This is a genomic window from Amycolatopsis sp. NPDC021455, assembly GCF_040640995.1.
Lineage (GTDB): Bacteria > Actinomycetota > Actinomycetes > Mycobacteriales > Pseudonocardiaceae > Amycolatopsis.
In genome coordinates this window covers 45,266-71,711 of record NZ_JBFACT010000005.1, presented here as the reverse complement: position 1 = coordinate 71,711, position 26,446 = coordinate 45,266, and the positions used below count along the sequence as shown (strand labels likewise).

Genomic DNA, 26,446 nt, shown 5'->3' with positions numbered 1-26,446 from the left:
GTCGACAGAGCGACATGTGCCGTTCAGGACCGCGATTTGTACTCCCGCAGCAGGCCGCGGCTGATGATGGTCTTCTGGATCTCGCTGGTGCCCTCGCCGATGAGCAGGAACGGCGCCTCGCGCATGAGCCGCTCGATCTCGTACTCCTTCGAGTACCCGTAACCGCCGTGGATCCGGAACGCGTCCTGCGTCACCTCCGCGCAGTACTCGGACGCGATGAGCTTCGCCATCCCGGCCTCGACGTCGTTGCGCGCGCCGGAGTCCTTGAGCCGGGCCGCGTTCACCATCATCAGGTGGGCCGCCTCGACCTTGGTCGCCATCTCCGCCAGCTTGAACGCCACGGCCTGGTGCTCGGCGATCGCCTTGCCGAACGTCTTGCGCTGCTGGGCGTACTCGACCGCGAGCTCGAACGCCCGGATCGCGATGCCGCAGGCGCGCGCCGCGACGTTGACGCGGCCGACCTCGACACCGTCCATCATGTACGCGAAGCCCTTGCCCGGCGCCTCGCCGAGCACCATGTCGGCGCCGATCTTGTAGCCGTCGAAGACCGCTTCGGTCGTGTCGACGCCCTTGTAGCCCATCTTGTCGATCTTGCCGGGGATGGTCAGCCCGGGCGCCACCTCGCCGAAGCCCTCCGGCTTCTCGACCAGGAACGTCGTCAGGTTCTGGTGGGGCTTCTCGGCGCCTTCGTCGGTGCGCACCAGCAGCGCGATCAGGTTCGACGAGCCGCCGTTGGTCAGCCACATCTTCGAGCCGTCGATGACGTAGCCGTCGTCGGTCTTCTTGGCCTTCGTCTTGATCGCGGCGACGTCCGAGCCGAGGTCGGGCTCCGACATCGAGAAGGAGCCCCGGACCTCGCCGGTCGCCATCCGCGGCAGGAAGTGCTGCTTCTGCGCTTCCGTGCCGTGGCGGGAGATCATGTGCGCCACGATGAAGTGCGTGTTGATCACGCCGGACACGCTCATCCAGCCCCGCGCGATCTCCTCGACGACCAGCGCGTAGGTCAGCAGCGACTCCCCGAGCCCGCCGTACTCCTCCGGGATGGTGATCCCGAACAGGCCCATCTCCTTCATGCCCTCGACGATGTCGGCGGGGTAGGTGTCGGCGTGCTCGAGCTCCTGCGCGTGCGGGATGACCTCCTTGTCCACGAACTGGCGGACGGTCGCGAGGATCTCCGACTGCACGTCGGACAGGCCGGCGGTCTGGGCGAGACGGGCCATCACGGCTCCCTTTCCGGAGTACGACGCCGCTCCCGGCGCTGGGTTACCGGTGAGTATGACCCGAAAGCCGAAACCCTGCTATGAGGACGCTCACGCTCCCGGCGGCCACGGTCGGCGGATCTCCCGCCGTCGGCCGCCGCCGGGCGGCTAACGTGGGAGCCCAGCACGCATCGAGGGGACCCGTCATGACCGACCCGTCCGGGGACAAGGACCGTCCGGCCGCCGACCCGACCGCGCCGTACGACCCGCCGCCGACCGCCGACCCGGCGCCGTACGCGCCGGAGAACTACGACCCGCCGGTCGCGGAGCCGGCAGCGTCCGACACGACGGTGTCCGACACGATGGTGTCCGACACGATGGTGTCCGACACGGTCGTCGCCGACACGAGCACCTCCGACACGGTCGTCTCCGACACCGGCGTCTCCGACACGTCGGCGGCCGGCACGAGCGTCTCGGCGGCGCCCGGCCCGGGCACCGGAGGCACCTCGGCCGCCCAGGACACCACGGCCGCCCCGGAACAGCCCGGTCAGCTGCCGCCCGGCGCGTACGAGACGCCCGCCGCGTACATCCCCGGCACGCCGTACGCCACTCCGGGCGAACCGCAGCCGGTGTACCAGCCGCAGTTCCCGCAGCCGGCCTACCAGCAGCCCTACCCACCGGCGTACGGGCAGCCGTACCCGCCGCAAGTGCCGTACGGGCAGCCGTACGCGGCCGCGCCGCGCCAGCAGGACAACGCGCTCGCGATCGGCGCCCTGGTCTGCTCGATCCTCGGCTTCTGCTCCCTCGTCACCGCGCTCGCCGGGCTGATCATGGGCCACATCGCGCTGAGCAAGACGAACCGCGGCGAAGCGGGCGGCCGCGGGCTGGCCACGGCCGCCGTGATCGTCGGCTACGTCGTGATCGCGCTGTGGACCGGCTTCTTCACCACCCTGATCATCCTGGGCGCCAACGGCTACCTGGACTAGTCCGCGGTCGGCAGCACCGCGTCACCGGGGCTGCGCGGCGACGGCGCCGCGTGGCCGTTCACCTCGGGCTTCGGCTCCTCGGCGGCGGGTGCCGCGGCCGCGGGCTTCGGCGTCTGCGCGTCCAGGAACCGCAGCAGCTCCACCGGGAACGGCAGCACCAGCGTCGAGTTCTTCTCCGACGACACCTGCACGACGGTCTCGAGCAGCCGCAGCTGCAGCGCCGAGGGGGTGTCGGCCATCGTCGCCGCGGCCTGCGCGAGCTTGTGCGACGCCTGCAGCTCGCCGTCGGCGGAGATGACGCGCGCGCGTCGTTCCCGCTCCGCCTCGGCCTGCCGCGACATCGAGCGCTTCATCGCCTCCGGCAGGGCGACGTCCTTGATCTCGACGCGGTCGATGTGGATGCCCCAGTCCAGCGCCGGGCTGTCGATCATCAGCTCCAGGCCCTCGTTGAGGCGCTCGCGGTTGGAGAGCAGGTCGTCGAGGTCGCTCTTGCCGATGATCGAGCGCAGCGACGTCTGCGCGACCTGGCCGACCGCCGACCGGTAGTCCTGCACGTTGACCGCCGCGACGACCGGGTCGATGACCTTGAAGTAGACGACGGCGTCGACCCGGACCGTGACGTTGTCGCGGGTGATGCCGTCCTGGGCCGGCACCGGCATGGTCACGATCTGCATGTTGACCTTCTGCAGCCGGTCCGCGAACGGGACCAGCAGCATCAGGCCGGGTTCCGCGATCCGCGAGCGCACCCGGCCGAACCGGTAGACCAGGCCACGTTCGTACTGCTTCACCACACGCACGCTGGCCGCGAGCCAGGCCCCACCCGCGACGACGACGGCGCTGAGAATCTCCACCACCATGACTGCTCCCGGGGTTGCGTTATCCCGTGAAATCCCAGCGTACGCCGGTGCGGACCCCGACGAAACGCACTGGACACGACCGCCACGATGGGGTGGTGGACGATCTCCGCGTACCCCGGTTGTTCGCCGCCCGCGCCCCGCGAGTGCTCGGCGCGGAGGCCGTCCCGTGGCTCGCGGCCCTGCCGGACCTCGCCGCGGAATACGCCGGGAAGTGGGGCCTGACGTTCGAGGGCGAGGCGATGCACGGCTACGTCGGCGTCGTGCAGCCCGCGCGCCGCGCCGACGGCACACCGGTGGTGCTGAAACTGGGCTGGCGCGATGAAGAGTCCGCCGACGAGCCGCTCGCACTGTCCACATGGGCCGGTCGGGGTGCGGTGCTGCTGCTGGAGTCCGCGCCGGACGACGGCGTCCTGTTGCTCGAACGGCTGGACGCGAGCCGCACACTCGACGACCTCCCGCTGCGCTCGGCGATCCCGCTCATCGGCGGCTTGGCGCGGCGCTTGGCGGTCCCGGCGCCATCGTCGATGCGGCGACGGCTGCGCGACGAAGCGGCGCGGTTGACCGAAGAGCTTCCCCTCCGCTGGGCCGCGCTCGGCGGGCCGTTCGAGCGGCGGCTGGTCGACGACGCCGTCGCGATCTGCCGCGAACTCGGGCCGTCGGCGGGTGAACTGCTGGTGAACGAGGATCTGCACTTCGAGAACGTCCTGGCCGGCACGCGCGAGCCGTGGCTCGTCATCGACCCGAAACCCCTGGCGGGCGACCTCGAATGGGGTGTCATCCCGTTGTTCTGGAACCGCTTCACGGAGTCCACACTGGACGAACGGTTCGCGCTCATCGTCGCTTCACAGGAACTGGACGCGAAGAAGGCGCGCGCCTGGACGCTCGTGCGGGCGGTGCAGAACTGGATCTGGATGCTCGAGGAGTCGGCGGACAGCGACGACCCGGCCTACGTCACAGTGCCGGAAATCGCTGTCTGGGCGGCCAGCCGATAGTGTCAGCGGCATGGCCGCCGTCAACAGGGTTTTCGCAGCTCAGCTGTCCGGGTTGCCGGTATTCGGCCCCGATGGCGAGTCGATCGGCCGCGTCCGCGACCTGGTCGCCGGGCTGCGCCTCGACGCGCAGCCGCCGCGGATCCTCGGCCTGGTCGTCGAGCTGACCACGCGGCGGCGCGTCTTCGTCCCGATGCTGCGGGTCACGTCGATCGAACCGACCGCGGTGACGCTGGCCACCGGCTCGGTCAACATGCGCCAGTTCAACCAGCGGCCCAACGAGGTCCTGGTGCTCGGCCAGCTGCTCGACGCGCACGCCACGCTGGCCGGGTCGGACACGCGGATCACGGTCGTCGACGCCGGGATGGAACCGACCCGCACGCGTGACTGGGTCCTGGCCAAGCTCGCCATCCGCGAGCGGCGCGGGGGCCTGGGCCGCCGCCGCTCGGCGATGCAGGTGCTGCCGTGGGCGGAGGTGGCCGGGCTGGGCCTGACCGACCTCACCGGCCAGCCCCAGGGCGCCGGGCAGCTGCTGATGCTGTTCGACACCATGCGCGCGGCCGACATCGCGGCGACGGTCCGCGACCTGCCGCTGAAGCGGCGGCACGAGGTGGCCGACGCGATGGACGACGAGCGCCTCGCCGACGTCATCGAAGAGCTGCCGGACGACGACCAGAAGGAGCTGCTGGCCTACCTGGCCGAGGAGCGCGCGGCCGACGTCCTGGAGGCGATGAACCCCGACGACGCGGCCGACCTGCTCGCCGAGCTGGCCCCGGCCGACCAGAGCCGGCTGCTGGAGCTGATGGAGCCGGAGGAGTCCGCGCCGGTCAGGCGGCTGCTGGAGTACTCCTCCGACACCGCCGGCGGCCTGATGACGCCGGAGCCGGTGGTGCTGACCCCGGACACGACGATCGCCGAGGCGCTGGCGCACATCCGCAACGCCGAACTGCCGCCGGCGCTGGCCAGCATGGTGTTCGTCTGCCGCCCGCCGACGGCGACGCCGACCGGGCGTTACGTCGGCGTCGTCCACTTCCAGCGGCTGCTGCGGGAGCCGCCGGCGGAGCTGGTCGCCAGCGCCGTCGACACCGGTCTGCCGCCGCTGAAGCCGGGCGCGCCGCTGGCCGAGGTCACGCGGTACTTCGCGGCCTACAACCTGACCTGCGGGCCGGTCGTCGACACCGAGGACCACCTGATCGGCGCCGTGACCGTCGACGACGTCCTCGACCACCTGCTGCCGGAGGACTGGCGCGAGACCGGGCTGCACGACACCTTGGAGGAAGACCGTGCCTGAGCTGACTTCGGGACGGCGGCTCGACCAGCCCCGCAGCCAAGCCCGGTTCAAGCTGAACATCGACCCGGACTCGTTCGGCCGGTTCACCGAGCGGATCGCGCGGTTCCTGGGCACCGGGAAGTACCTGTTCTGGCAGACGCTGATCGTCGTGGTGTGGATCGTGCTGAACATCACGGCGGTGTCGCTGCAGTGGGACCCGTACCCGTTCATCCTGCTCAACCTGGCCTTTTCGACGCAGGCGGCGTACGCGGCGCCGTTGATCCTGCTGGCGCAGAACCGCCAGGACGACCGCGACCGCGTCTCCCTGGAGGAGGACCGCAACCGCGCGGCCCAGACGAAGGCGGACACGGAGTACCTGGCCAGGGAGCTGGCGGCGCTGAGGCTGGCGATCGGCGAGGTGGCGACGCGCGACTACCTGCGCAGCGAACTCGACCGGCTGCGGGAGGACCTGGACGTCAAGCCCAAGAAGTCCCGCACTCCTACCGGCTCGTAACATGGACTGGGTGACCAGTACGCAGCAGCTCCCCAGCGTCGACGACGTCCGCAGCGCGCTGAAGAGCGTGCAAGACCCGGAGATCCGGAAACCCATCACGGACCTGGGGATGGTCAAGGACGTGGCCGTCGGCGACGACGGCGTCGTGACGGTCGGGATCTACCTGACGGTGGCGGGCTGCCCCCTGAAGGCGACGCTGACCAACGACACTCGCGAGGCGGTCTCGAAGCTGCCGGGCGTGGTCGACGTCCGGGTCGAGCTGGACGTGATGAGCGACGAGCAGCGCACGGAGCTGCGGAAGTCGCTCCGGGGCGACGCGGCGGAGCCGGTGATCCCGTTCGCGCAGCCGGGCTCGATGACGCGGGTGTACTGCGTGGCCTCGGGCAAGGGCGGCGTGGGCAAGTCGTCGGTGACGGTGAACCTGGCGGCGGCGATGGCGGCGCGCGGCCTCTCGGTCGGCGTCGTGGACGCGGACATCTACGGCCACTCGATCCCCCGCATGCTGGGCGCGCGCGAGAAGCCGACGAAGGTCGACACGATGATCATGCCGCCGCAGGCCCACGGCGTGAAGGTGATCTCGATCGGCATGTTCACCCCGGGCAACACCCCGGTGGTGTGGCGAGGCCCGATGCTGCACCGGGCGTTGCAGCAGTTCCTGGCGGACGTGTTCTGGGGCGACTTGGACATCCTGCTGCTGGACCTGCCCCCGGGCACGGGCGACATCGCGATTTCGGTGGCCCAGCTGATCCCGAACGCGGAGATCCTGGTGGTGACCACACCCCAGCAGGCGGCGGCCGAGGTGGCCGAGCGGGCCGGCGCGATCGCCCTGCAGACGCGTCAGCGCGTGGCGGGGGTCATCGAGAACATGTCGTGGCTGGAGACGCCTTCCGGTGAGCGCATGGAGATCTTCGGTTCCGGCGGCGGCCAGACGGTGGCCGACTCGCTGACGAAGTCGATCGGCTCCGAGGTGCCCCTGCTCGGCCAGGTCCCGATGGACCCGCGGGTGGTCGCCCAGGGCGACGCGGGTACGCCGATCGTGCTGTCCGAGCCGGAGGCACCGGCCTCCGTGGTGCTCGGCGACGTGGCGAAGAAGCTCTCGGTCCGGGCCCGCGGGCTGGCCGGGATGATGCTGAACGTCACCCCGGCCGGCCGCTAGCCCCAAGCGCCCCAATGTGGCATTGGGTGCGTCCAACGCACCCAATGTGGCGTTCGGTGCGTCCAACGCACCCAACGCCACATTGGGGCGCATGAGAACTGCGGAAGCTACGTGGCGTCCGGGTCGATCGGCGGGCGCCCGCCGGGCTTGAGCGGCTGGCGTTCCCGTTGGCCCACCACCCCGAAGCCGGATTGTGACAACGGCTTCGTATCGGGGTTGCGGGGAGGTCTGGGTGGTCCGGGGTGCAGGTCATCCCTCAACGTGCCGTTCACGCCGGGCCGGGTGGCTCGCTCGATGTCCTGAACGAGTCGTTCAGGACATCCGACGACTTGAACGAGTCGTTCAGGACATCGCAGCGGCCGCCACGCGGAACGCGGCCTCCTCGCGAAACCGGACTACGTGGCGTCCGGGTCGATCGGCGGGCGCTCGCCGGGCTTGAGCGGCTCGGGCTGGGACTGCGCCGGGGCCGTGTAGCCGTTCGAGCCGTTGGAACCGTTGGTCCCGCCCAGGTTCGGGCTGCCGTTCGTGATGCCCTTCAGGCCGAGCGGGTCGGCGTCGCCGTCGAAGAGGTGCTGCGTCACCACCCGTTTCGGGTCGAAGTTGCGCAGCCCGCGCAGGTCCTCCAGCGGCTTGCGCAGCTGGTCGAACTCCGGGCCCATCTCCTCGCGCAGCTGCTCGCGCGCACCGGTCGCGAAGTCGCGGACCTTCTTCACGCTCTTCGCGAGCCAGGACGCCGCCTCCGGCAGCCGTTCCGGGCCGAGGATGAAGAGACCGGCGATGATGAGGACGAGGATCTCCCCCCATCCGACGCTGTCGAACACCCGTCTACCTCCGCTCGGAACCTACCCGCCCAGGGTACCCGCCCCGGCCCGCGTAAAGGCAGGCCGAACGCGGGAACTCAGTCGGAAGCCAGGGTTACGTCGACGACGAAGCTCGCGCCGTCGCGGGCCAGCGACACCGGGACCACTTCGCCGACGTTGTGCGCGCGCACCGCGACCGTCAGCTCGGCGGAGTCGCGGACGAGCCGGTTGCCGATCTTCGTGATCACGTCGCCTTCCTTGATGCCCGCGTTCGCGGCCGGGCCGCCGGGCGCGACGTTCTTCACCTGCGCGCCCATCGTGGCCGAGCCGGCGACCGTCGAGGAGGCGTTGATGCCGATGTCGGCGTGCTGGACCTTGCCGTCCTTGATCAGCGCCTTCGCGATCTTGATCGCGTAGTCGCTCGGGATGGCGAAGCCGATGCCGATGCTGCCGCCGTCCGCGCCGGCCGAGCGGATCGACGAGTTGATGCCGACCAGGGCGCCGGTGGAGTCGACGAGCGCGCCGCCCGAGTTGCCGTGATTGATGGCCGCGTCGGTCTGGATGGCCTCGTAGGTGACCGGCGGGGCGCCGTTGTCGCCGCCCGCGGTGATCGGCCGGTTCAGCGCGCTGACGATCCCGGCGGTCACCGAGTTCTGCAACGCCAGCGGCGAGCCGATCGCCATCACGGTGTCGCCGACCTGCAGGTCCGAGGACTTGCCGATCTGCAGGACGGTCGGGTTGGTGACGTTGACCTTCACGACGGCGAGGTCGGTCTTCTGGTCGGCGCCGACCAGCTTGGCCTCGGTGCGGGTGCCGTCGATGAAGACGGCGGTGACCTTGACGCCCGGGTCCGCGGCGGCGGAGGCGATGACGTGCTCGTTGGTGAGGATGTAGCCCTGCGGGTCGATCATCACGCCGGAGCCCTGCTCACCGGAGTCCGCACCGGGCTTGAACACCTCGAGCGAGACGACGGCGGGCGCGACGCGCTTGGCGATGTCGGCGACCGACCCGGCCGGGCGCTCCTTGCCCACCTCGGCCTCGGAAATCGTGGCGGAGCCGGTGAGCTCGCTGCCGGTGTCGGCGACCCACCAGCCGACGAGTCCCCCGGCCGCACCGACGAGCAGCGCGACAACGCCGAGCAGGACAAGAGCCTTCGGCTGCACGCGGCGGCCGAAGAGCACCTCGGGCAGGCTGAGCAGGGCCCCGGGTGGCCGTTTGGCGGGCTTCTCTTCGTCCTCGGCGGGCATCGCGGGCCCGGCGAGAACGGCGGCGGCCCCCGGATCGCGCCACGGATCGCCGGTCCCGGTCCACAGGGGCGGTTCGGCTCCCGGCGCGTCACCGGTGGCTTCCCGCGGCCGTTCGAGGAGGACGCCTTCGGCCCCGGGCGGCCGCCGGAAGGCCTCGGCGAGCGACTCGGGCGCGGGCGGCGCGAGGTTGACGCCGTTGGTCTTCTGCGGGGTGTAGAGCTTGTCGAACGCCCCGTCGACCCCGTGCGGCCTGCCGAACACGGCGGCCTGCGCCGGATCGACAGCCGGCCGCGCGAGCGGCCGCGGACCCAGCCGGTCGGCTTCGCGCGCGCCGGGCTGCTCGGGATTCTCGTTCGGCTCGGTCATCATTCCCCGGTGCTGAAGATCAGGTGGCTGGGCGTGACGATACCCAAGCCCAGTGCTCCGAGTCTGCCGGTCCGCCGGTGAAGTGGCTGTTTCTTGGCGTGGCGGCAGGCGCACGCAACGAAGGCCGCCGCGAGGATTTCCTCACAGCGGCCCTCAAAGATCCCTAAGCCGGCTCAGCGAATTCCGGCCGGAACCGCGACCGGCGTGGTTGTCGGCGCCGTCGACGCCGGTGCCTGCTGCTGGGGTACCGCCATCTGGGCCGGGAGCAGGTTCGCCGGCTGGGGCACTCCGCCGCCCGTCTCCGGAACGCCGTCTCCGCCGTCCGCGGACGTGCCCACCAGCGCCAGCGCGCTCAGCACCAGACCGGACACCACCACGCCCGCCCCCTGCGCCGCGCGGCGCTTGAAGCGGCCGCCGCCGAGGACGTTCGGGGACTGGCCCAGTGGCGCCGACGAGCCCAGCGGTGCCACGCCGCCCAGGACGCCCGCGTCACGCAGGCCCGCGACGCGGTCCGGACGCTGGACCGCGACCAGCTGGCCGTCGGCCGTGATCGCCAGGTTGTCCGGGGTGCTCGGCAGCTCCGTGTGCTGCGGGATCGACTGCAGGCTGGCCAGGAAGCCCGCCGACATCGACGGTGCCGACGCGCGGCGGACCGCCTCCATCGTCTGACGCTGCGCGCGCACTTCGGCCGCGCATGCCGGGCAGCGGGTGATGTGCGACGCCGCGCGGTCGCGGGCGCCGTGCGAGAGCTCGCCGTCGACGAACGCCACCACGACGTCCGGCAGCAGGTGCGACTCGGGGAGTCCCCAGCCTCGCGGTGCGGTCATACCGACACCTTCGCAGACTCCGGTGCGTAAGCGCGCCTACGCTCCAGCGAAGCGCGCAGCGCCTGGCGGCCACGGTGGATCCGGCTGCGGACCGTGCCCAGCTTGACACCCAGCGTCGCACCGATCTCCTCGTACGACAGCCCTTCGACGTCGCACAGCACGACGGCGGCGCGGAACTCCGGGGGCAGCTCGTCGAGCGCCGCCTGCAGGTCCGGGTCCAGGTGGGTGTCCGAATAGACCTGCTCGGGGCTCGGGTCGTCGCCCACGATGCGGTCGGTGTCTTCGGGCAGGCCCTCCATCCGCACGCGCGAGCGGCGGCGGGCCATGTCCAGGAACAGGTTGGTGGTGATCCGGTGCAGCCAGCCCTCGAACGTGCCGGGCTTGTACGACGCCAGCGAGCGGAAGACCCGGATGAAGGTCTCCTGCGTCAGGTCCTCGGCGTCGTGCGTGTTGCCGGTCAGGCGGTAGGCGAGCCGGTAGACCCGGTCACCGTGTTCGCGGACGACCTCGTCCCAGGACGGCGGCGTCCAGGCCGCCTCGTCCAGGGTCACGGGCTGAACCGCGACAGCGTCATCGGCAACGGCGTTCTGCATCGCGGGAGCAGGCACCTCCATCTGCGTATCTCCTGTCTGCTCCACCCAACGCGGGTCCTCGGCACGGTGTTCCCGTGTGTTCGGATTTCAGTCTCTCCGGGTTCCTTATGGTTCTAGTGAGACTGGACTGAGAGCAGGCTGAGAACTTCTTCCCGGGTGCTTACCAGGGAGCCTGCGCGGATTTATCGACAACCAACGCTAACCTCCGTGCGTGAACACGCCCACCCCTGCGGCCGCGCCGGTCGATTCCGGGTTCGTCGACGGGTACCTGCCCGACGACGAGGTGCTGTCTTCGGCGCGGGCACGGGCCGAGGACCTGGGCTGCACCCCGCTGAGCGCCGGCGCGGGCGCGACGCTGCGCTTCCTGGCCGCGACGCTGTGCGCGAAGGCGGTCGTCGAGGTCGGCACCGGCGCCGGGGTGAGCGGGCTGAGCCTGCTGCGCGGGATGGCGCCCGACGGCGTCCTGACGTCGATCGACGTCGAACCGGAGTACCAGCGGGCCGCGCGCGCGACGTTCCGCGAGGCCGGGTTCGCGCCGGGCCGCACCCGCCTGATCATCGGCCGGGCACTGGACGTGCTGCAGCGGCTCACGCCGGGCGGCTACGACCTGGTGTTCGTCGACTCCGCGCACATCGAGTACCCCGGCTGCTACGAGCTGGGCGTGTCGCTCCTGCGGCGCGGCGGGATCATCGCGTTCCACAACGTGCTGGCCGGCGGCCGGGTCATCGACCCTTCCCACCGCGATCCCGAGACGCTCGCGCTGCGCGAGGTCGCGCGGGCGTTCCGGGAGGACGAACGCCTGGTCCCGGCCCTGCTGCCGGTCGGTGGCGGGTTGCTGGTCGCGGCCGCTATTTGAGCGGTTGCCCACAGGCCTGGCGCGTTGTGGACAACCGGTCGTTTGCAACCGGGCATGGTGTCGCGAATGAGTCATTGGGGACCTCCCGCGTCCCGAATGAGTCATTCGCGACGCGGGCTCGGTGCCTCCCGGCCCCGCTGCGACCAGAGCCCCGCAGGCGCAGAACGGCGTGAACCGCACACTGAGGGATGACCGGCCCCGGGATCACCCAGGCCCCCGCAACCCCGATACGAAGCCAGCACACGGACGGCAGTGCCGGGTCAGGCACGCTTTCCCGCCTTGACCCGGCACTGCCGTCCGTAGTCACAATCGGGCTTCGGGGTGGTGGGCACTGGAGCCTGCCGGAGAGGGCGGGTCAGCTCGCGTTCACCAGCTCCCGCCGTACTACGCGCACCCGCGTCGCGGCGCCGACCACCGCCACCGCGAGCAGCAGCCACACCGCGACCACGGCGATCAGCCAAGGCCACCCCGCGTGGCCGTACACCCACGCCCCGGCCGCGCCACCCACGCTGCTGCCGAGGTAGTACGACGCCGTATACGTGCCGCCCACCTGGCCACGCGCGTCCTCGGGGGCCTCGGCCGCCGCCCAGCCGTTCGCGACTGCGTGCGCCGCGAAGAACGCGCACGTCAGCAGCAGGAAACCGGCGATCACCAGCGGCAGCGAATCGGGCAGCGTCAGCGCCGCGCCTGCCGCCGTCAGCAGCAGTGAGCCGATCAGCGCCCGGCGGCGGCCCACCCGCGCCACCAGGCGTCCGGCCGCCGCCGAAGACATCGAACCCGTCGCGTACGCCAGGAACACCAGGGACGCGACCGCCGGGGACAAGTGCAGGGGATCGCCGGTCAGCCGGAAGCCCGCGGCGTTGTACAGGGCGACGAACGAACCCATCGCCAGCAGCGCGACGGCGTACTGGGCCAGCAGCACCGGGCGGCTCAGCGCCGTGACCAGGCCGGTCGCGACGGCCTTGAGCCGGACGTCGCCGCGGCTGGTGCCCGGCGGCAGCGTCACGACCGTGATCGCCGAGCACACCGCGCCCACCCCCACGACCACGTACAGGGCGCCGCGCCAGCCGAGCGGGCCGGCGGTGAACCCGCTGGCCAGCCTGCCCAGCATGCCGCCGACCGTGTTGCCCGCGATCATCGCGCCCACCGCCGCCGCGACGCCCGCTCGGCCGAGCCGTTCGGCCAGGTAGGCCGCCGCGACCCCGGGGAATCCGGCGATGGCGACGCCCTGCAGCGCCCGCAGGACGAGCAGCGCGGGGTACGTCGGCATCAACGGCACCAGCAGCCCGAACACCACCGACGCCACCACGGACGTCACGATCACCGGCCGGCGGCCGGTGACCTCGGACAACGCGGCGATCGGCAGGACCGCGATGGCGAGCGCGCCGGTCGCGACGCTGATCGCCAGCGCCGCGCCGCCGGGGTCGAGGTGGTACTGCGCGGCGAGCTGCGGCAGCACCGGCTGCGGGGCGTAGAGCAGGGCGAAAGACGAGATCCCGGCCGCGGCGACAGCGGTTTTGACTCGGCGCGTGGTGGTCACAGCCTGAAAGTAAGGAAGGCTAATCAATACGTCCAATGCGCTTGTCTGGAATGATTCATACGGTGACGTATGACTCGCTGTCGGCGCAGGTCGCGCCGCACCTGCCGTTGCTCGCCGCGCTGCGGGAGACGAGGAACATCACACGCGCGGCGGAGCTGCTGGGCGTGCCGCAGCCGACGGTGAGCCGCCGTCTCGCCGCGCTGACCGACGCGCTGGGAGCGCCGCTGACCGTGCCCGACGGCCGCGGGATCCGGCTCACGCGCGCGGCGGAACTCCTGGCGGAGGCGGCTTCACGCGGCCTGGCCGCGGTCGACACCGGCGTCCGGCTGGCGCGCGAGGAGGTGTCGCCGGAGTCGGGGCACGTCGTGCTCGGGTTCCTGCACCTGCTCGGGCGGTCGCTGGTGCCTTCGCTGCTGCGCGGCCACCGGGCGCGGCACCCGGGCGTGCGGTTCACGCTCGTCCAGGGCTCGCGGCAGGACATGGTCGACCGGTTGGCCGGCGGCGAGCTGGACCTGGCGTTGCTGGCCCCGCTGCCCGTGGAGCCGGCTCTGGCCTCGGCCGGCCTGGTGGACGAGGAGATCCTGCTGTCGGTCCCGGCGGGCCACCGCCTGGCGGGACGGCGCTCGGTGCGGGTCGCGGAGCTGGCGGACGAGGAGTTCGTGCTGCTCGAACCGGGCTACGGGGTGCGGACGCTGACGGACGAGCTCTGCGCGGCGGCCGGCTTCACGCCGAAGATCGCGTTCGAGGGCCAGGAGTCGGACACGGTACGCGGCCTCGTGGCGGCGGGGCTGGGGGTGGCGCTGCTGCCGCGGTTCGGACCCGGAACTCCGGCGGGCGTGGCGGAGGTGCCGCTGAGCCCGCGGCCGTACCGGACGATCGGCCTGGCGTGGCGGGCCGACGAGCCGATGACCCCGGCGGTGACGGGCTTCCGCGACCACGTCCTGACGACAGCGGACACCAGTCCATGAGGGGCACTCAGCCCAGGGAAGCCGCCAGCTCCACGAGGGTCCGCGCCGCGAAGCCCGTCGCGCCCGGGACGACGTCGTCGTAGTTCTTCTCCGACCGGGCCGGTCCCGCGATGTCCAGGTGCGCCCAGGGCAGGCCCGCCGTGAACTCGCGCAAGAACAGCGCCGCCGTGATGCCGCCCGGGCCCGGCGGTGTCTGGCGCACGTCGCCGAATTCGCCGCGGACGTTGTCCGCGTAGTCCTCCACCAGCGGCATCCGCCACCACGCCTCGCCGACCCTCGAGCCCGCCTCGGACACCAGCGCCGCCAGCGAGTCGTCGGAAGCGAACAGGCCGCCCGTGCGCAGGCCCAGCGAGACCTTCATCGCGCCCGTCAAGGTCGCCGCGTCGACCACGTAGTCCGGGGTGAACCGCTCGATGCCGTACGCCAGCGCGTCGGCCAGGACCATCCGGCCCTCCGCGTCCGTGTTCGCCACCTCGGTCGTCTTGCCGCCGTAGTGGCGGACGATGTCGCCCGGCCGGTACGACGATCCCGAGACGTGGTTCTCCGCCGCCGGGACCAGGGCCGTCACGCGGATCGGCAGCTCCAGCGCGGCGATCGCGCGGGTCGCGGCGATCACCGCCGCGCCGCCCGCCATGTCCGTGCGCATCAGGTGCATTCCGTCGGCGGGCTTGATCGACAGGCCGCCCGTGTCGAACGTGATGCCCTTCCCGACCAGCAGCAGATGCCGGGACGCGCCCGGCGGCCGGTAGGCCAGCTCGATCAGCCGCGGCGGCCGGGCCGAACCGCCGCCCACCGCCAGGACGCCGCCGAAGCCCTGCGCCGCCAGCCACTTCTCGTCCCGGACCGTCACGTCGACGCGCGGACCCGCCACGCGAGCGGCCGTGTCCGCCAGCCACGCCGGCGTCTTCACGTTGGACGGCGTGTTCGCGAGGTCGCGCGTCAGCGCCGTCGCCGCGGCCAGCGCCGAAGCGCGCTCGACCAGCGAAGCCGCTGCCTCGTTCTCGGTCACCAGCCGGATCGTGCGCACCGACGGCTTCACGTTCTCGCCCGACACCTTGTAGCGGTAGCCGCCCAGCAGGAGCCCCAGCGCCAGCTCGGTGACGTGCTCGCCGTCCGCCTCTTCGGGCAGCGCCAGCTGCACCGCGCGGAACGCCTTGCCGCCGTGATCGACGTCCTCGGCCAGGGCCGCGTTCACCGCGCGGACCAGCGCCGCGCCGGTCTTGCGGTACTCCTTCGGCTCACCGCCGCCGAGCCCCGCGACCCAGCGGGGACCGTCGCCGGGCACCGTCTGGACGTCGCCCGCCTTGCCGCTGATCCGGACGCCCTCGATCTCCAACGGCTCGACGTCATCGTTGTCGGGAGCCGCCACCAGCCGGGCCGTCGGGACGCCGCGGCGGAGCTCCGCCACGACCTCGATGTCGAGCAGAGTAGTCGGAACGGGCGGTAGCGGATTACGCACAGTGAGCAACCTTCGGGCGCAGAGGAACCGCGACCCCGGCCTCCGAACGGAGACCGGGGTGCGACGGAAGGACGGATCGAGGAGGCCGGCTCAGCCGGTGACCTCCGCCAGCGCGGCGCCGAGGTCCTTCGCTTCTTCCGCGGAGAGCTCGACGACGAGCCGCCCACCACCCTCGAGCGGTACGCGCATCACGAGGCCCCGCCCCTCCTTAGTCACTTCGAGGGGACCATCTCCGGTCCGGGGCTTCATGGCCGCCATAGCGTGCTCCCTCCGTCTCAACCGGCGCGCCCGGGTCGCGCTCGCGTGAAAGCCAGCCGGGTCTGGTGTCCATTGTCCCTCATCAGCGGCCGGGCGCATCAGCGGAGGGGATCTTTTGCCGCCGTATCGGTGCTGGTATGCGGCCCGCGCGAGGTGAAAGACTCTCGGCCGACCGAAGTTTTCCGCGCAAGGAGAAGACGTGACCACATCCGACGTCCTGTTGACCGCCGACGCCGACGGGGTGCGCACCCTCACCCTCAACCGGCCCCAGGCGTACAACTCGCTGACCGTCGAGCTGAAGGAAGCACTGCTCGCGGCGCTGCGCGAGGCGGCGGACGACGAGGGAGTCCGCGCGGTCGTGCTGACCGGTTCCGGCAAGGCGTTCTGCGCCGGCCAGGATTTGAAGGAGCACGTGGGACTGCTGCAAGCGGGTGACCCCGCTCCGCTACACACGGTGAAGGAACACTACAACCCGATCGTCAAGACGATCGTGGAAATGCCGAAGCCGGTCGTCGCGGCCGTCAACGGCACGGCCGCCGGTGCCGGGGCCGCCTTCGCCTACGCCAGCGACCTGCGGATCGCCGCCGAATCTTCGTCGTTCCTGATGGCGTTCGCCAACGTCGGGCTCGGCCCGGACTCCGGCGCGTCGTGGACGCTGCAGCGGCTGGTCGGCTACGGCCGCGCCGCCGAGCTGATGCTGCTCGCCCGCACTGTCGACTCGGCCGAGGCGCTGCGGCTCGGCCTGGTCGGCGAGGTCGTGCCGGACGAGGAGCTGCCGGCCCGCGCCCAGCGGATCGCGGCGAAGCTCGCGGCCGGGCCGACCGTCGCCTACGCGAAGATCAAGGGCGTGCTCACCCTGGCCGCCCAGTCGACGTTCGACGAGGCACTGGCCGCCGAGGACGCCGCCCAGACCGCGCTCGGCGCGACCGCCGACCACACCGAAGCCGTCGAGGCCTTCGTCGGCAAGCGCAAGCCGTCCTTCCAGGGCAAGTGACGTCGCGGCTGCTTCCGGGCTCAGCCGGCCCGGAAGCAGCCCTGGACGTGGTCGTCGACCATGCCGGTGGCCTGCATCAGCGCGTAGCACGTCGTCGGGCCGAGGAAGACGAACCCGCGTTTCTTCAGCTCCTTGGCCATCGCCTTGGACTCGTCGGTGACGGCCGGGACGTCGGCCATCGTCGCGGGCCGCTGGTGCGACGAAGGCGCGAACGACCACAGCAGGTCGTCCAGCGGCGTGTCCAATGCGGCGATGGCCTGCGCGTTCTTGATCGCGGCGAGGATCTTCGCCCGGTTCCGCACGATCGACGCGTCCTGCATCAGCCGTTCGACGTCGGCGTCGCCGAACTTCGCCACCTTCGCCGGCTTGAACCGCTTGAACGCCTTCCGGAACGCCTCCCGCTTGCGCAGGATCGTGATCCACGACAGGCCCGACTGGAACGATTCGAGGCACAACCGCTCGTACAGTTCGTCCTGGCCGTGGAGCGGCACGCCCCACTCCGTGTCGTGGTACTCGACGTAGTCCGGGGCCGAATTGCCCCAGCTGCACCGCGCGACGCCGTCGGCGCCGAAAAGCTCACTCATCCCCACCCACCGAATAGTTCTCCGCGAACCGCGCGAACCGCCGCAGCGACTGGCGCACCCCCAGCGCGAACACCGGCCGCGCCACCGGCCAGCCGAGCCTGCCCAGCGGCCCGAACGGCAGCCGCAGGTGCTCGGCCCAGACGAACGTCGAGCGCGTCGCACCCTTCGGCACCACCTGGAACACGCCGGTGCCCTGGACGACGCTGCCGAGGTGCCGGACCGCGCACCGCACCGGCGGCTCCCAGCTGGTGATCTCCATGGTGTCGGTGAAGCCGATGCCGGCCACCCCGGTGAACGCCGCCAGCCGCGACCCGACACTGCGGCCGTTGCCCTCGACGACCTCGACGTCGGTGCCGAGCATCCACTCGCCCTGACGCGTCCAGTCGGTCAGCGCGAGCCAGGTCGTCCCGGCCGGGGCGCGGACGTCGACCGACAGGATCAGGTCCGTCACGGGGAAGCCTCGGGCGAGGGCGTGCTCTCCCGCTCGTGCTCACGCTGCTCCAGCTCGGCGACGCGGGCGCGCAGCTCGTCGATCTCGACGCCGAGCCGGCGCATCACCCAGTCCACTTCGGACATCTTGTAGCCACGCAGGACCAGCTGGAACCGGACCTCGGACAGGTCCTCTCCGGTGATGTCCTCGGCGGGCAGCCGCGTGGGCGAGCTGCCCGGGGGCAGCGGGGCGAGCTCCTCACCCCGGCCGAACACCACCGCGGCGAGCAGGAACACCACGGCCGCCACCAGCAGCATGACTACGAGGTAGATCAGCGCGGTCGTCACGCGACGATCGTGGCATACCTGCCCCAGGAACGTCTCGCGAGCACGACGAGCCGGATCGAAAGCGCCACCCAGGCGAGCATCAGCAGGACGCACGGGACGCTCAGGAACAGCCGGGAGACGTCGACGAGTCCGGTCGAGCCGATCACCAGCCCGACCGAGGCCAGGTTGATGCCGACGGCCAGCGCGATCAGCGCGCCGCAGAACCGGGCGAGCCGGACGGCGTCGAGCCGGCGCGAGAGCCACCGGATGCCGACCAGGGCGATCAGGCCGATCACCGGCACGACGAACACGGCGCCGTGCGTGGCGTGCGCGATCACGCGGTACCACTCCGGCGTCGGCGTCGACAGCCTCGTCCACTCGCCGAAGGTGAGGATCCGCGCGTAGTCCCACGAAATCTGCATCGCCGGGATGCCGAGGACGAGCTTCCACAGCGTGCGGACGCCGCTGAGCATGGCCAGCTCGGCCTGGTAGTCGTGGGCGACGACGTCCGCCGGGCCGAAGTCGGCGACCGCGCGGAGCTGTGCGTCCTCGTCGCTCCAGCCGCCGGCGCGGTAGGCGTCGGCGGCGTCGTGCAGGCCGTCGCGGGCCTCGGTGAGCAGGTCGGCCTTGAAGCGGCCGCAGCCGTGCAGCCGACGGTCGAGGTCGGCGAGGTATTCGTCGATCATGCGCCGAGCACTCCCGCGATGACCGTGGTGAACTCCCGCCACTCGGCGCGCTCGGCTTGCAGGGCCTGCTGGCCGGTGCGGGTGAGGCGGTAGGTGCGCCGCTTGCGGCCGGACACGACGTCCCACTCGCTGGCGAGCCAGCCGGCCCGCTCGAGCCGGCGCAGCGCCGGGTAGACGGTGCCGGTCGGCAGGTCGAGCGCGCCGTCGCTGCGCAGCTGGAGCGCCTCGATGATGGCGTAGCCGTGGAGTTTCCGGCCGTCGAGCACGGCCAGCAGCAACGCGTCGAGGTGTCCGCGCAAGGTGTCCGGCTTCATGGGTACGCAGTCTACACGTCGGCTCCCTACATGTAGCCGAGCTACGTGTAGCCTGCCTACATGAACGCACTCCCGATCGCGAGGCTCCAGTTCGCGACGACGACCTCGTTCCACTTCCTGTTCGTGCTGCTCACCCTGGGGCTGGTCACCTTGGTGGCCGTGATGCAGACGCGCTGGACCTTCGGCGGCAAGCCGGAACTGCTGCGGATGACGCGCTTCTGGGGCCGCCTCTACGTGATCAACTACGCGCTGGGGATCGCCACCGGAATCGTCATGGAGTTCCAGTTCGGGCTGACCTGGACCGGGCTGTCCGCCTTCGCCGGCGACGTCTTCGGCGCGCCACTGGCCATCGAGACGCTGGTCGCGTTCTTCCTCGAGTCGACCTTCCTCGGCCTGTGGATCTTCGGCTTCGGGCGGCTGCCGAAGGGGCTGCACCTGGCGCTGATCTGGCTGGTCACGCTGACCGCGTACGCGTCAGCGCTGTTCATCATGCTGGCGAACTCGTTCCTGCAGAACCCGGTCGGCAGCCACGTCGAGAACGGCACGCTGCGCCTGGACGACTTCGGCGCGTTGTTCGCCAACCCGGCGTTGGCCGCGTCCCTGCCGCACGTCGTCGGCGCGGCGATCGTGACCGGCGGGTTCTTCGTCGTCGGCGTCAGCGCGTGGCACTTCCTCAAGCGCACCGGCGAGGTCGAGTTCTTCCGCCGCTCGATGCGGATCGGCGTGGTGGCGGCGCTGCTCGGCTCGATCCTGGTGGTCAACCAGGGCTTCGCGCAGTTCGGTCAGCTGAAGATGTACCAGCCGGACAAGCTCAAGGCCGGCGGGGTCGGCCTGCCGCTGGGCATCATGATCATGCTCGGGTTCCTCATGCTGCTCTGCGCGCTCCTGGGTGCGCTGCTGCTCATCAGGAACTGGCTCACCCGGGCGCGGTTCCTGCACTACCTGATGGTCGCGGCGATCCCGCTGCCGTTCGCCGCGGCGATCATGGGCTGGCTGGTGCGCGAGCTCGGCCGTCAGCCGTGGCTGGTCTGGGGGAAGCTGCGCACCGCCGACGCGGTCGCGGAGGTCCCCGCCGGCCAGATCCTGTTCTCCTTCATCGCTTTCTCACTGCTGTTCGCCGCGCTCGCGGTGGCCGACTGGGTGCTCATGGCGCGCGTCGCCAAGCGCGGCCCGGACCCGGCCGGCGAGCCCGCCGAACTGCCCGTCCTGAGCGGAGTCTGACCGATGGCGACCTTCTGGTGGTGCGTGCTGGGCCTGCTGACCTGCGGGTACTTCGCGCTGGCGGGGTACGACTACGGCGTCGGCATCCTCCTGCCCGGCTTCGAGGCCGGCGAGCGGCGGCGACGGCAGACACTCGGCGCGCTCGGGCCGTTCTTCCTGGCCAACGAGGTGTGGCTGGTGGCCGCGGTCGGCCTGCTGTTCGGCGCGTTCCCGCACCTGGAGGGCAAGGTGTTCGCCGGGGCGTACGTCCTGGTCGTGACGATGTTGCTCGGCCTGGTGACGTTCACGGCGTCGATGCAGCTGCGCAGCCGCCGCCCGGACGCCCGGCGCGGCGCGTGGACGGCGGGCATCGTCGGCGGCGCGCTGGTGACGGCGCTGTCGTGGGGCCTGTTCCTCGGCAACCTGGTCGTCGGGCTGCCGCCGGTCGGCGACGTGCTCGCCCTCTTCACCCCGTACGCGGTGCTGTGGGGACTGGGGTTCGTCGCGTTGTTCTGCTTGCAGGGCGCGGCTTTCCTGGCGGTGCGGGCGCCGGCCGAACTGGCGGGCCGGGCGGCCCGGCTGGCTCGCGCCTTCTCGGCACCGGTGTTCGCGTTCCTGGTGATCGCCTCGGTGTGGGGGTACTTCGCGCTCCACGGCGTTTCGGTGCTCGGTTCGGGGGCGGTCGTCCTGGCCTTCGCGGCCTTCGCCGTCACCCGCGCCGGGCTGGCAGTGCGGCGGTACCGGGTCGCGCTCGTCGGGTCGATGGTGCTGTCGGCCTGCCCGGCGCTGCTCGTGGGCACCTTGCGGTTCCCGGCCGTGCTGGTGTCGGCGCGGGACACGCTGACGCTCGAGCAGGCGGCGACCGCGCCGGAGACGTTCGCGGTGCTGGCCTGGTTCGCGCCGCCGGCCGTGCTGGTGCTGCTGGTGGTGCAGTGGCTGACCTGGCGCGCCCACCGCGGTCCCGTCGACCAGCACTCGCTGCTGCACTTCTAGGAGGACGTCGTGCCCGCACTGCCCGGACTCCGGCGGTATCTCGCCGCGTTGAGCCTGCTCGGGGTGCTCACCGCTTCGGCGGTGCTCTTCCAGGCCGAAGGTCTCGCCACGCTGCTGACCGGCGGCGGGGTTTCGGTCTTCCTGGTCGTGGCGATCGCGGCGCGGGTGCTGCTTTCGCAAGGCCACGGCGTCCTTAGTGGACGGTTCGCCGCCACGGTGCGCGCCGGGTTGCGGCGACGTCTGCTCGATTCCTCTTCCGACCGCGCCGGCGTCGTCGCGACCCAGGTGACGCGCGGGGTCGACGCGACCGACAGCTACCTGACCGGGTACCTGCCGTCGCTCGTCGTGTCGGTGGTCGTGCCGGTCGCGGTGATCGCGCGGCTGTGCACGACGGACCTGACGTCGGCGCTGGTCGTCGTCGGCACGCTGCCGCTGATCCCGGTGTTCGCGATCCTCGTCGGGAAACACACGCGGGCGTCCGTCCAGTGGCAGTTGCTGACGAAGCTGGGCGGGCACTTCCTCGACGTCGTGCGCGGGCTCGGCACGCTGAAGGTGTTCGGGCGGGCTCGGGCGCAGGCGCGGACAGTCCGTGCCATGGCCGACGCCCACGCCGCCGCGACGGTGAAGACGCTGCGGGTGGCGTTTCTTTCGGCGTTGGTGCTGGAACTGGTGGCGACGCTGTCGGTGGCGCTGGTGGCGGTGCCGATCGGGTTCCGGTTGCTGGCCGGGAGCATGGACGCGCGGACGGCCTTGGTGGTTCTGCTGCTGACGCCCGAGGCCTACCTGCCGCTGCGGGCGGCGGGCGCGAAGTTCCACGCCGCCGAGGAGGGGCTGGCGGCGTTGCGGGAGGCTCTCGCGGTCCCGATGGCCGCTTCCCGTTCGGGCACGGTTGTCCGGCGGCGGGGTGCGCCTTCGGTGGTCTTGGAGCGGGTTTCGGTTTCCTACGACGGTGTGCCGGCTTTGTCCGAGGTGGACCTGGTGGTGCCTGCCGGTTCGAGTGTCGCGCTGGTGGGGCCGAGCGGGTCGGGGAAGAGCACGTTGCTGTCGGTGTTGCTGGGGTTCGTGACGCCCACCTCGGGGCGGGTGCTGGTGGACGGCGTCGACCTGCGGTCGCTGTCTTCCGCCGACTGGCTGGCCGACGTGGCCTGGGTCCCGCAGCGGCCGACGTTGTTCCGGGGCTCGCTGGCTTCGAACATCGCTCTTGGCGTGCCGTCGGCGGACGTCGCCGCGGCGGCCCGCGCGGCGGCCCTCGATCCGGTGGCGGCGGGGTTGCCGCTGGGGTTCGACACCCCGGTGGGCGAACTGGGTTCGGTGCTGTCGGCGGGTCAGCGGCAGCGGGTGGGGGTGGCTCGGGCGCTGGCACGTTCCTCGGCCGGGCTGGTGCTGCTCGACGAGCCGACGGCCCGGCTGGACGCCCGCACGGAAGCGGCGGTGCTCGCGGCGACCCGCCGGTTGCTGCCGGGCCGGACGGCGGTGCTCGTCGCCCATCGGCCGGCCATGGTTTCGCCGGCCTCGCGCGTCATCGAGCTGCGCGGCGGCCGGATCTGCCCGCCGGAGGCGGCAGTTGTCCACTGATCGCCGAGCGGCCCCCTTTCCGAATGTCCTGAACGAGTCGTTCAGGACCTGCGAGGTCCTGAACGAGTCGTTCAGGACACTTACCGGCCGCGCGCAACAACGACCACCGCACACTCCGGCGAGCGGACAAGCGTCCCGGCTCGAGCGGACCCGAACCCGGTGGACCGCGTCCACAAAGGACGTACTCCGGCTCCTCCGTGCCGCGCTCCTGGGTGCCGGGGCGGAGCTCGCCGCCCTCGCGCTCATGGCCACCGCCGCCTGGCTGCTTCTCCGGGCCGCCGAACGGCCGCCGCTCGCCGCGCTCACCCTCGCCATCGTCGCCGTCCGGACGCTCGCCCTGCTCCGCGGCGGCCTGCGGTACGCCGAACGCCTCGCCGGGCACGACGTCGTCCTCCGGTGGCTCGCTGCCCTGCGTGGCCGGGTCTACCAAGCCCTCCTGCCCGGATCGAGGTACTCCGGCGGCGACCTCGTCACCCGGCTCGTGTCCGATGTGGACGCTCTGCAGGACGCCGTGCTGCGGTGGCTGCTGCCCGCGGGCGTCGCCGCGATCGTCGGGCTCGTCGCCGTCGGGACCACCGCCGTCACGTCCGTTCCGGCTGCCCTGGCGCTCGCGGCCGGGCTGGTCGTCGCGGGCGGGCTCCTGCCGTGGCTGGTCGTCCGCGCCACCGGCGGCGCCGCCCGGGAGAGCGCCCCGAAACGCGCCGAGCTGGCCGAACGCGCCGTCGAACTCGTCACCGGGCGCCGCGAGCTCGTCGCCGCGGGCGCCCTCGGCGAGCACCGCGACCGGGCGGCCGGAGTCGTCGGCGACCTCGCCCGCGGCGAACGCACCACGTCCGCCAAGACGGCCCTGCTGACCGCCGCCGGAGTGCTCGTCCAGCTGCTCACGACCGTCGCCGTCGGGTTGCTGGCCCACCACTCGGTGCCGGGGACCGCCGCGCTGACGCTCGCCGCCATGACCACCTTCGAGGTCGTCCTCCCGCTGATCGGCGCCGCCCGGCGCGTGCCGGAGATCCGCGCGTCGGCCGCGCGGGTGCGAGCCGTGCTGAGCGAACCCGCCGTCCCGGCCGGGACGCGCACCACCGCGGAAGGCCACTTCCGGCTCGAAAAGGCCGGCGTCCGCCACCTCGGCCGGGCCCCGGCGCTCAAGGAGATCGACCTCGACCTCCCGCCCGGCAAGCGCGTCGGCGTCCTCGGCCCCAGCGGCGCCGGCAAGACGACGCTGCTGCGCCTCCTGCTCGGCAGCGAAACCCCCACCGAAGGCCGCGTCACCCTCGACGGCCACCCGCTCGGCGAGTACGCCGACCTCTCCCGGGTCATCTCGGGCGCCGAGGCCGATGCCCACGTCTTCCACACGACGGTGCGCGAAAACCTCCTGCTCGCGAAGCCCGAAGCGAGCGACGAGGAGCTGAAGGAAGCCTGCGAAACCGCCGGGTTCGACCTGGCCCTCGACCGCGACACCGGCCCGGACGGCGACGCCCTGTCCGGCGGTCAGCGGCAGCGGCTGATCCTCGCCCGGGCCGTCCTGGCGGCGCCACGAGTTCTGGTGCTCGACGAGCCCGTCGAAGGCCTCGACCCCGCCCACGGCGACGCCGTCCTGGCCCGGGTCCTCGCGAAGGCGAAGGGCAGCGTGGTCCTCGTCACCCACCGGCCCGAGCACCTCGACGGCTTCGACGAGGTCCTCACCCTCGAGGACGGGCGAGTACGTCCCGCATCGGCGGCCGGTCGGCGACCCGGACCTCCGTGACGTCCGGCAGCCACTCCTCGTCGACCTGCACGAACTGCGTGAACGGCGCGTCGGCGGCCGGGACGCCGCAGCGGTCCAGGGCCGTGCCGAGGATCTGCCGGGACATCGCGCCCAGCTGCCGCAACGAGCGGTTCCGGTGCTTGCGGACCCCGAGGTTGACCTGCGCGAGCCCGTCGAGGCCGTACCGCGCTTCGGCGTCGAGCAGGAGCCCGATCTCGACGCCGTACCCGGCGGCGAACGGCACCGATTCGAGGAACTCGCGCGTGCCCGCGTACTCGCCGCCGAGGGGCTGGACCAGGCCGCCGAGCGAGGGGCGCAGCGCCGAAAGCACCGGCCGCGCGAGCAGCTCGGTGACACGGCCGCCGCCGCTGCTCTCCAGCCGCAGCGGGCGCCGGTAGAAGCCCTTGACCAGGTGAACGCCGCTTTCGGAGACCAGCGGCCCGAGCAGCGACGGCACGAACGCCGGGTCCGGGTCGACCAGGTCCGAGTCGAGGAACACGACGAAGTCGCCGCTGGTCGCGGCCAGTGACCGCCACAGCACCTCGCCCTTGCCGGGCACCGGCGGCAGGTCGGGCAGGACGTCCTCGCGGCGGACCACCCGCGCGCCGGCCGCCTCGGCCGTTTCCACCGTGGCGTCCGCGGAACCCGAATCCATGACCACCAGCTCGTCGACGACCCCGCCGACCAGCGGTCGCACCGACGCGACGACGTCACCGACGGTCCGCTCTTCGTCCAGCGCCGGTAGCACGACCGAAACCGTCCGGTCACCCTTCGCGGCGACGATGTCCGCGGGGGTCCAACCGGGCTCCTGCCACGTACGCCGCTCGAACCAACTCACGAGTAACGATCGTGCCATGCTGGGGGCACCGCTACCGAGGAGGAGGACACGTTGATCGCGCTGCTTGTCCGGTTCGTACTGGGACCGCTGGTCAGGGCGGTGTACCGGCCCGAAGTGCACGGCGTGGAGAACGTGCCCGCGACCGGTCCGGTGCTCCTGGCCGCCAACCACCGGGCGGCGCTCGACACCGGCGTGATCACGTTCGCGACGCCGCGGCAGGTCAAGTTCCTCGGCAAGGCGGAGTACTTCGTCGGCAAGGGCCTCAAGGGCAAGGCCTTGGCCGGGTTCCTCGGCGGCCTCGGGTACGTCCCGGTCGAGCGCGGCAACGCCCAGGCCGGGCTCGCCGCGCTGGAGGCGGCCCGGAAGGTCCTCGACGCGGGCGGCGTCTTCGCGATCTACCCGGAGGGCACCCGCTCGCTGGACGGACGGCTGCACCGCGGCCACACCGGCGTCGCGGCGCTGGCCCTGGCGACCGGCGCGAAGGTGGTCCCGGTGGCGTTGACCGGCACCGAAAAGCTCCAGCCGAAGGGCGCCCGCATCCCGCGCCTGGCGAAGATCGGCATCACGTTCGGCAAGCCGCTGGACTTCTCCCGCTACGAGGGCCAGGACTACGCGCCGGCGATCCGCCGGTCGGTCACCGACGAGGTGATGTACGCGATCCTGGAGATCTCCGGCCAGGAATACGTCGACACCTACCACAAGCGCCCGAGCGAGGGCGTCGCCTGAGCAGGGCGTCCCGGCGGTCTCAAAACTCTCTCAAAGACACACAAAAGCGCTGGTCAGGGCCCGAACGACGCCGTCTGCCGGGTCCGTGACCCGGCTCGTGCGGCGGGAAATCCGCGCGATCGGGCGCTGACCTGCGGTTTGAACTTTTTCG

Annotated in this window: 27 protein-coding genes and 1 pseudogene; 13 read left to right on the top strand and 15 right to left on the bottom strand. The window is 71.8% G+C overall.

Going from position 1 to position 26,446, the window contains the following annotated elements:
- Positions 1-23: 23 nt before the first annotated feature.
- Entirely contained in the window at positions 24-1,220 is a 1,197-nt protein-coding gene (locus AB0G28_RS09785; RefSeq protein ID WP_361085501.1) for an acyl-CoA dehydrogenase family protein, read from the bottom strand.
- Between the two features lie 185 nt (positions 1,221-1,405).
- On the opposite strand from AB0G28_RS09785, the gene AB0G28_RS09780 reads away from it, so the two are divergent.
- Positions 1,406-2,185 (top strand): DUF4190 domain-containing protein, encoded by a 780-nt coding sequence (locus AB0G28_RS09780; RefSeq protein ID WP_361085498.1) that lies wholly within the window; start codon positions 1,406-1,408, stop codon positions 2,183-2,185.
- Here AB0G28_RS09780 and AB0G28_RS09775 read toward each other — a convergent pair.
- A complete protein-coding gene (locus tag AB0G28_RS09775; RefSeq protein WP_361085495.1) occupies positions 2,182-3,042 on the bottom strand; it encodes a slipin family protein in 861 nt (286 codons plus the stop codon). The two genes, AB0G28_RS09780 and AB0G28_RS09775, sit on opposite strands and share 4 nt — an antisense overlap.
- Before the next feature lie 92 nt (positions 3,043-3,134).
- Between AB0G28_RS09775 and AB0G28_RS09770 the strand changes: the two genes are divergently transcribed.
- From AB0G28_RS09770 to AB0G28_RS09755, 4 genes are read left to right on the top strand one after another with little or no spacing between them, the layout of a single operon-like run.
- Positions 3,135-4,034, top strand: coding sequence for an aminoglycoside phosphotransferase family protein (locus AB0G28_RS09770; RefSeq protein ID WP_361086273.1), 900 nt, complete (start codon positions 3,135-3,137; stop codon positions 4,032-4,034).
- Between the two features lie 10 nt (positions 4,035-4,044).
- The gene (locus AB0G28_RS09765; protein WP_361085492.1) at positions 4,045-5,322 is read left to right on the top strand and encodes a CBS domain-containing protein; all 1,278 of its coding nucleotides are present in this window, start codon (positions 4,045-4,047) and stop codon (positions 5,320-5,322) included.
- On the top strand, positions 5,315-5,815 hold the full coding sequence (locus AB0G28_RS09760) for a DUF1003 domain-containing protein (protein ID WP_361085489.1): 501 nt from the start codon (positions 5,315-5,317) through the stop codon (positions 5,813-5,815). Before AB0G28_RS09765 ends, AB0G28_RS09760 begins: the two co-directional genes overlap by 8 nt.
- Positions 5,816-5,825: 10 nt before the next feature.
- Entirely contained in the window at positions 5,826-6,971 is a 1,146-nt protein-coding gene (locus AB0G28_RS09755) for an Mrp/NBP35 family ATP-binding protein (protein WP_361085486.1), read from the top strand.
- 395 nt (positions 6,972-7,366) lie between these two features.
- On the opposite strand, the gene tatB is transcribed toward AB0G28_RS09755, so the two are convergent.
- From tatB to sigE, 4 genes are all read right to left on the bottom strand, one after another.
- Positions 7,367-7,792 (bottom strand): Sec-independent protein translocase protein TatB, encoded by a 426-nt coding sequence (gene tatB, locus AB0G28_RS09750; protein ID WP_361085483.1) that lies wholly within the window; start codon positions 7,790-7,792, stop codon positions 7,367-7,369.
- 77 nt (positions 7,793-7,869) lie between these two features.
- Complete coding sequence (locus AB0G28_RS09745; protein ID WP_361085480.1) at positions 7,870-9,387, bottom strand: trypsin-like peptidase domain-containing protein; 1,518 nt, start codon at positions 9,385-9,387, stop codon at positions 7,870-7,872.
- A gap of 170 nt (positions 9,388-9,557) precedes the next feature.
- A complete protein-coding gene (locus AB0G28_RS09740) occupies positions 9,558-10,211 on the bottom strand; it encodes a zf-HC2 domain-containing protein (RefSeq protein ID WP_361085477.1) in 654 nt (217 codons plus the stop codon).
- Positions 10,208-10,825: an RNA polymerase sigma factor SigE gene (sigE, locus tag AB0G28_RS09735; protein ID WP_361085474.1), complete on the bottom strand. Its 618-nt coding sequence runs from the start codon at positions 10,823-10,825 to the stop codon at positions 10,208-10,210. The genes AB0G28_RS09740 and sigE overlap by 4 nt, the downstream gene beginning before the upstream one ends.
- A gap of 190 nt (positions 10,826-11,015) precedes the next feature.
- On the opposite strand from sigE, the gene AB0G28_RS09730 reads away from it, so the two are divergent.
- The gene (locus AB0G28_RS09730; RefSeq protein WP_361085471.1) at positions 11,016-11,660 is read left to right on the top strand and encodes an O-methyltransferase; all 645 of its coding nucleotides are present in this window, start codon (positions 11,016-11,018) and stop codon (positions 11,658-11,660) included.
- Positions 11,661-12,015: 355 nt separating this feature from the next.
- Here the strand turns inward: AB0G28_RS09730 and AB0G28_RS09725 are convergent, their stop codons facing one another.
- Positions 12,016-13,200, bottom strand: coding sequence for an MFS transporter (locus tag AB0G28_RS09725; protein WP_361085468.1), 1,185 nt, complete (start codon positions 13,198-13,200; stop codon positions 12,016-12,018).
- 50 nt (positions 13,201-13,250) lie between these two features.
- On the opposite strand from AB0G28_RS09725, the gene AB0G28_RS09720 reads away from it, so the two are divergent.
- Positions 13,251-14,168, top strand: a complete 918-nt coding sequence (locus AB0G28_RS09720) for a LysR family transcriptional regulator (protein WP_361085465.1) — start codon at positions 13,251-13,253, stop codon at positions 14,166-14,168.
- Between the two features lie 7 nt (positions 14,169-14,175).
- On the opposite strand, the gene AB0G28_RS09715 is transcribed toward AB0G28_RS09720, so the two are convergent.
- Together AB0G28_RS09715 and AB0G28_RS09710 are read right to left on the bottom strand one after the other, a co-directional pair.
- Positions 14,176-15,627: a M17 family metallopeptidase gene (locus AB0G28_RS09715; protein ID WP_361085462.1), complete on the bottom strand. Its 1,452-nt coding sequence runs from the start codon at positions 15,625-15,627 to the stop codon at positions 14,176-14,178.
- A 90-nt stretch (positions 15,628-15,717) separates the two neighbouring features.
- Positions 15,718-15,885 carry a DUF3117 domain-containing protein gene (locus AB0G28_RS09710; protein ID WP_013222969.1) on the bottom strand — a complete coding sequence of 56 codons (168 nt, stop codon included), beginning with the start codon at positions 15,883-15,885 and terminating at the stop codon, positions 15,718-15,720.
- Positions 15,886-16,084: 199 nt separating this feature from the next.
- On the opposite strand from AB0G28_RS09710, the gene AB0G28_RS09705 reads away from it, so the two are divergent.
- Positions 16,085-16,879, top strand: coding sequence for an enoyl-CoA hydratase-related protein (locus AB0G28_RS09705; RefSeq protein ID WP_361085459.1), 795 nt, complete (start codon positions 16,085-16,087; stop codon positions 16,877-16,879).
- A gap of 20 nt (positions 16,880-16,899) precedes the next feature.
- Here the strand turns inward: AB0G28_RS09705 and AB0G28_RS09700 are convergent, their stop codons facing one another.
- The 5 genes from AB0G28_RS09700 to AB0G28_RS09680 are packed head-to-tail and all read right to left on the bottom strand — an operon-like array spanning position 16,900 to position 19,219.
- Positions 16,900-17,463: a DNA-3-methyladenine glycosylase I gene (locus tag AB0G28_RS09700; RefSeq protein ID WP_361085456.1), complete on the bottom strand. Its 564-nt coding sequence runs from the start codon at positions 17,461-17,463 to the stop codon at positions 16,900-16,902.
- On the bottom strand, positions 17,456-17,914 hold the full coding sequence (locus AB0G28_RS09695) for an SRPBCC family protein (RefSeq protein ID WP_361085453.1): 459 nt from the start codon (positions 17,912-17,914) through the stop codon (positions 17,456-17,458). Before AB0G28_RS09695 ends, AB0G28_RS09700 begins: the two co-directional genes overlap by 8 nt.
- A complete protein-coding gene (locus AB0G28_RS09690) occupies positions 17,911-18,240 on the bottom strand; it encodes a DivIVA domain-containing protein (protein WP_361085450.1) in 330 nt (109 codons plus the stop codon). The genes AB0G28_RS09695 and AB0G28_RS09690 overlap by 4 nt, the downstream gene beginning before the upstream one ends.
- A complete protein-coding gene (locus tag AB0G28_RS09685; protein WP_361085447.1) occupies positions 18,237-18,905 on the bottom strand; it encodes a permease prefix domain 1-containing protein in 669 nt (222 codons plus the stop codon). The genes AB0G28_RS09690 and AB0G28_RS09685 overlap by 4 nt, the downstream gene beginning before the upstream one ends.
- Entirely contained in the window at positions 18,902-19,219 is a 318-nt protein-coding gene (locus AB0G28_RS09680; RefSeq protein ID WP_361085444.1) for a helix-turn-helix transcriptional regulator, read from the bottom strand. The genes AB0G28_RS09685 and AB0G28_RS09680 overlap by 4 nt, the downstream gene beginning before the upstream one ends.
- Before the next feature lie 60 nt (positions 19,220-19,279).
- On the opposite strand from AB0G28_RS09680, the gene AB0G28_RS09675 reads away from it, so the two are divergent.
- The 4 genes and pseudogenes from AB0G28_RS09675 to cydC form a co-directional block, all read left to right on the top strand.
- Positions 19,280-20,440, top strand: a complete 1,161-nt coding sequence (locus tag AB0G28_RS09675; protein ID WP_361085441.1) for a cytochrome ubiquinol oxidase subunit I — start codon at positions 19,280-19,282, stop codon at positions 20,438-20,440.
- A 3-nt stretch (positions 20,441-20,443) separates the two neighbouring features.
- Positions 20,444-21,412 (top strand): cytochrome d ubiquinol oxidase subunit II, encoded by a 969-nt coding sequence (locus tag AB0G28_RS09670; protein ID WP_361085438.1) that lies wholly within the window; start codon positions 20,444-20,446, stop codon positions 21,410-21,412.
- A gap of 9 nt (positions 21,413-21,421) precedes the next feature.
- Positions 21,422-22,987 carry a thiol reductant ABC exporter subunit CydD gene (cydD, locus tag AB0G28_RS09665; RefSeq protein WP_361085435.1) on the top strand — a complete coding sequence of 522 codons (1,566 nt, stop codon included), beginning with the start codon at positions 21,422-21,424 and terminating at the stop codon, positions 22,985-22,987.
- Between the two features lie 169 nt (positions 22,988-23,156).
- A pseudogene (cydC, locus tag AB0G28_RS09660) lies at positions 23,157-24,731 on the top strand (thiol reductant ABC exporter subunit CydC); the annotation flags it as partial.
- Here the strand turns inward: cydC and AB0G28_RS09655 are convergent.
- Positions 24,667-25,569 (bottom strand): glucosyl-3-phosphoglycerate synthase, encoded by a 903-nt coding sequence (locus tag AB0G28_RS09655; RefSeq protein WP_361085432.1) that lies wholly within the window; start codon positions 25,567-25,569, stop codon positions 24,667-24,669. The pseudogene cydC and the gene AB0G28_RS09655 sit on opposite strands and share 65 nt — an antisense overlap.
- Before the next feature lie 51 nt (positions 25,570-25,620).
- On the opposite strand from AB0G28_RS09655, the gene AB0G28_RS09650 reads away from it, so the two are divergent.
- Positions 25,621-26,295, top strand: a complete 675-nt coding sequence (locus AB0G28_RS09650) for a lysophospholipid acyltransferase family protein (RefSeq protein ID WP_361085429.1) — start codon at positions 25,621-25,623, stop codon at positions 26,293-26,295.
- Positions 26,296-26,446 lie beyond the last annotated feature (151 nt).